This window comes from Actinomycetes bacterium (assembly GCA_035489715.1).
Taxonomy (GTDB): Bacteria; Actinomycetota; Actinomycetes; order JACCUZ01; family JACCUZ01; genus DATHAP01.
Genome location: DATHAP010000069.1, coordinates 1 through 3,724 on the forward strand (window position 1 = coordinate 1; position 3,724 = coordinate 3,724).

Consider the following 3,724-nt stretch of genomic DNA (forward strand, 5'->3'; position numbering starts at 1 on the left):
GAAGCATCTGCTCGACAGCGGACACGATCTTCTTCATGTGACTCTCATCCCTTTCGGATTCATGTCACAGGCACCGCTGTACTACCGCCTGTGCAGTGATCCGCTCCGCTGGGACGATCGGTGGTGCAGGCAAAGAAGAAACAACGCTGCTGACCGACACACACACACAACTCTTCGATGTGCTGCCGATCCCGATCACGCTCTCTGCAGTTGTCAAGCACCCCGCCTCTGGGCGGCCCCGGGATTGGCGCCGAAGAGCCGAGACCCTCCTTACCGGAGAAACCTCGGCTCGTTCGCGTTGCAAGTGAAGGGCGCAGGTAAACCTGTCGTCAAGGGTTTCGCCGATTTGCATCTAGTTGCCCTACACAGGGTGTCCGAAAGGACTAGTCCGTGGGTAGTGCGCCATCAGGAGCACATGTCCCCCATCTGCCAGAGGTGCGAGTGTTCCCCGGACGACGCCCGAACCGTTGCTCTAGCCTCCGACCGAGTCGCCGGCAGTCCCGCAGGCGGGAGAGGGGCGGCATGTCGACGGGCCAGCACCAGGTCTACGCGGACCTGGTCGGGGGTCTCCTCGACGCCCGCGAGGACCCGGCGGTCGTGCGCTTCGACGCCGAGCTCGCGGCCGCGGTGACCCGCGGCGAGGTCAGCCCCGAGACGGCCAAGCGGCTACGGGTCTGGCAGCGCGCATCCGTGCGCGGGGTCGCCGACCACGTGAGCGCCGTCCTGCCGACCGTGCTGGCTGCCCTGGAGAGCGCTCGGACGGACGCCCGGACGCAGGTCGTCGACCTGGCCGCGGCGCTCGCCGACGACGGTACGACCGGCGACCCGGTCGGCGTCGGTGCCGAGCAGACCGGTCGCACCGGGACGTCGGAGGAGCGCCCGTCGCCGGTCATCCCGACCCAGGCCACCGCTGCGCAGGGCAGGCCGGTCCGCGACACGCCGGAGCCCGCCTCAAGCCCGACGCGTGGCGCACCGAGCAGTCTGGGACCAGCAACGTCCCGCCTGATGGTCGCCGAGCTCCTCCCGTCCCGGTCCCCCGTCGTCCACGACCCCCGCTGAGGTGTCCACCCCCATGCCGACCCTGCGCCTCCTGCCCGAGCTCGAGGACGCGCTGCGGCACCTGCCGGGCGTCAAGGCGGCCAGCGTCGTCACCGGTCCCGACGCCGTGCCCACCGAGGTGCACGTGCTCGCAGCGCCGGGCAAGGCACCGAAGCAAGTGGTGCGCGACGTGCAGTCGCTCGCCCTCGCGCGCTACGACATCGACATCGACCACCGCATCGTCTCCGTCGTGCAGATCGGTGACGACGAGGTGCGCATGGTGGTCGACGAGGATGTCGCCGAGGAGGCCGCGCCCGACCCCGTCGTGCGGCCGTCCATCGCGGCCGTCATGGTGCGCAGCGGTCACGGCGAGACGCAGGCGACCGTGACGCTGACCATCGGCGACCAGACCTTCGAGGGCAACAGCCAGGGGCCGGCCGGCCAGTCGCACCGCGCCCGGCTGGTGGCGCTCGCCACCGTCGAAGCGGTGGCCGAGCTGCTCGGTCAGCCGTGCGAGGTCGAGTCGGCGACGATCGTGGCGACCGGCGCCCGCGAGGTGGCCCTTGCTGTGCTGACCCTGATGGTGCCGCGCACCGGCGAGCAAGTGCTCACCGGCGCGGCGCTGGTGCGCGGCGACGAGGCCGACGCGGTCGTGCGCTCGGTGCTGGCCGCGCTCAACCGCCAGCTCGCCGGCTGAGCGGGCCAGGGTCATGGACCGTCAGGGGCGGAGCATCGCCTTGATCGAGCGCCGCTCGTCCATCGCCGCGTAGGCCTCCGGCGCCTGCTCCAGCGGCAGCACGAGGTCGAACACCCGACCGGGGTCGATGGCGCCCGAGAGCGTGTCCGCGAGGAGCTCCTCGAGGTAGGCCCGGACCGGCGCGACCCCGCCGCCGACGGTCACGTTGCGACCGAACAGCGTGCTGATCGGCAGCTCCGCTCCCCCGGCGGGCACCCCGACGTACCCGACACGACCGCCAGGGCGCGCGGCCGAGATCGCCTGGTCCATCGACTCCTTGGTGCCGACGCACTCGAGCACCGCGTCGGCACCGATGCCGCCCAGCAGCTCCTCGACCCGAGCCACGCCGTCCGGGCCGCGCTCGGCGACGACGTCGGTGGCCCCGACGTCGCGGGCCAGGGCGGCGCGGTCCTCGTGCCGCGACATCGCGATGATCCGCTCGGCCCCGAGCCGACGCGCGGCGAGCACTCCGCACAGGCCGACGGCCCCGTCGCCCACGACGACCACCGAGGTGCCCGGACCGACGCCGGCCGACAGCGCGGCGTGGTGGCCGGTGCCCATGACGTCGGACAGGGTCAGCAGCGACGCGAGCATCGGGTCGTCGGGCACGTCGCGTCCAGCGGCGACCAGCGTGCCGTCGGCGATCGGCACCCGCACCGCCTCGCCCTGGCCGGCGTCGACCGGCAGCCCGGCCTCATCGGTGCCGCCCCACCAGGCGCCGTGCTCGCACGAGGTGTGCATGCCGTTGCGGCAGTGCACGCAGGTGTTGTCGCTCAGCAGGAACGGGGCGACGACGAAGTCACCCGGCCGCAGGGTGCGGACGTCGCTGCCGACCTCCTCGACCACGCCGACGAACTCGTGGCCGATCCGGCGCGGCTCGTCGACGCCGGCGATCCCGCGGTACGGCCACAGGTCGCTCCCGCAGACGCAGGCGGCGGTGACCCGGACGAGCGCGTCCGTGGGCAGGCTCACCTCGGGGTCCGGCACGTCCTCGACGCGGATGTCACGGGGTCCGTGGATCAACGTGGCGCGCACGCGCCCTCCTTCGCTCGGTTCTATCGGGTCGACGGGCTCGTGCGAGGATGTGCGTCATGGCGAAGAAGTCCCGAAAGAAGAAGGCCCGCAAGAACAGCAAGGCCAACCACGGCAAGCGGCCCAACAGCTGACGGCTCGCGCGGCGTCGAGGCGCTCAGCCGTCGCCGCGCAGCTCGGTCCGGGCGGCCGCGATGTGCGAGAGCACCTTGGCGCGCAGGTCGGGCGGTGCCGGGTCCGAGCAGCTGCGCTTCACGATGGCCTTGACGGTCTCTTCGAGCCCGAACTTCTGCAGGCACGGTGAGCACTCCTCGAGGTGCTCCTTGATCTCGTGCCGGCGCTTGCCGTCGATCTCGCCGTCGAGGAACTCGTAGACGCGGTCGAGGACCTCGTCGCACGGCACGGCGTGCGGGTTGCCACAGCTCACGACTGGTCGCCTCCGTCGGCAGCGGTGCCCGTCACGGGCGCGGCGCCGGCGGGCACCAGCCCGCGGCCTCGCGCGTAGTCCTCGAGCAGGTCCCGCAGCTGCCGGCGGCCGCGGTGCAGCCGCGACATGACCGTGCCGATCGGGGTGCCCATGATGTCGGCGATCTCCTTGTACGCGAACCCCTCGACGTCCGCCAGGTAGACCGCGATGCGGAAGTCCTCCGGGATCTGCTGGAGGGCCTCCTTCACGTCCGAGTCGGGCAGGTGCTCGAGCGCCTCCGCCTCGGCGGACTTCAGGCCGCTCGACATGTGCGACTCGGCCTGCGCGAGCTGCCAGTCCTCGACTGTCTCGGTGCCCGACTGCTTGGGCTGGCGCTGCGCCTTGCGGTAGCTGTTGATGAAGGTGTTGGTGAGGATCCGGTAGAGCCAGGCCTTGAGGTTGGTGCCCTCCTGGAACTGGTGGAAGGACCCGTAGGCCTTGGCGTAGGTCTC

Annotated in this window: 5 protein-coding genes; 2 read left to right on the forward strand and 3 right to left on the reverse strand. The window is 71.5% G+C overall.

Translation table 11 applies throughout. The features are described 5' to 3' along the window. The first annotated feature begins 522 nt into the window (after positions 1–522). Entirely contained in the window at positions 523–1,059 is a 537-nt protein-coding gene (locus tag VK640_05980) for a hypothetical protein (GenBank protein HTE72731.1), read from the forward strand. A gap of 13 nt (positions 1,060–1,072) precedes the next feature. Then, a complete protein-coding gene (locus tag VK640_05985; protein HTE72732.1) occupies positions 1,073–1,735 on the forward strand; it encodes a hypothetical protein in 663 nt (220 codons plus the stop codon). 21 nt (positions 1,736–1,756) lie between these two features. Here VK640_05985 and VK640_05990 read toward each other — a convergent pair whose 3' ends face one another. The 3 genes from VK640_05990 to VK640_06000 all read right to left on the reverse strand — a co-directional run. Further along, positions 1,757–2,809, reverse strand: coding sequence for a zinc-dependent alcohol dehydrogenase family protein (locus tag VK640_05990; GenBank protein HTE72733.1), 1,053 nt, complete (start codon positions 2,807–2,809; stop codon positions 1,757–1,759). 154 nt (positions 2,810–2,963) lie between these two features. Then, entirely contained in the window at positions 2,964–3,233 is a 270-nt protein-coding gene (gene rsrA, locus VK640_05995) for a mycothiol system anti-sigma-R factor (protein HTE72734.1), read from the reverse strand. Then, positions 3,230–3,724 (reverse strand): sigma-70 family RNA polymerase sigma factor (locus tag VK640_06000; GenBank protein HTE72735.1); only part of this gene is annotated, 495 nt, incomplete at its 5' end. The genes rsrA and VK640_06000, both read right to left, overlap by 4 nt.

Excerpts from the sequence above, each read along its gene's own strand:
- VK640_05985 (HTE72732.1), top strand. The coding sequence starts at position 1,073 with ATGCCGACCCTGCGCCTCCTGCCCGAGCTCGAGGACGCGCTGCGGCAC.
- VK640_05980 (HTE72731.1), top strand. The coding sequence starts at position 523 with ATGTCGACGGGCCAGCACCAGGTCTACGCGGACCTGGTCGGGGGTCTC.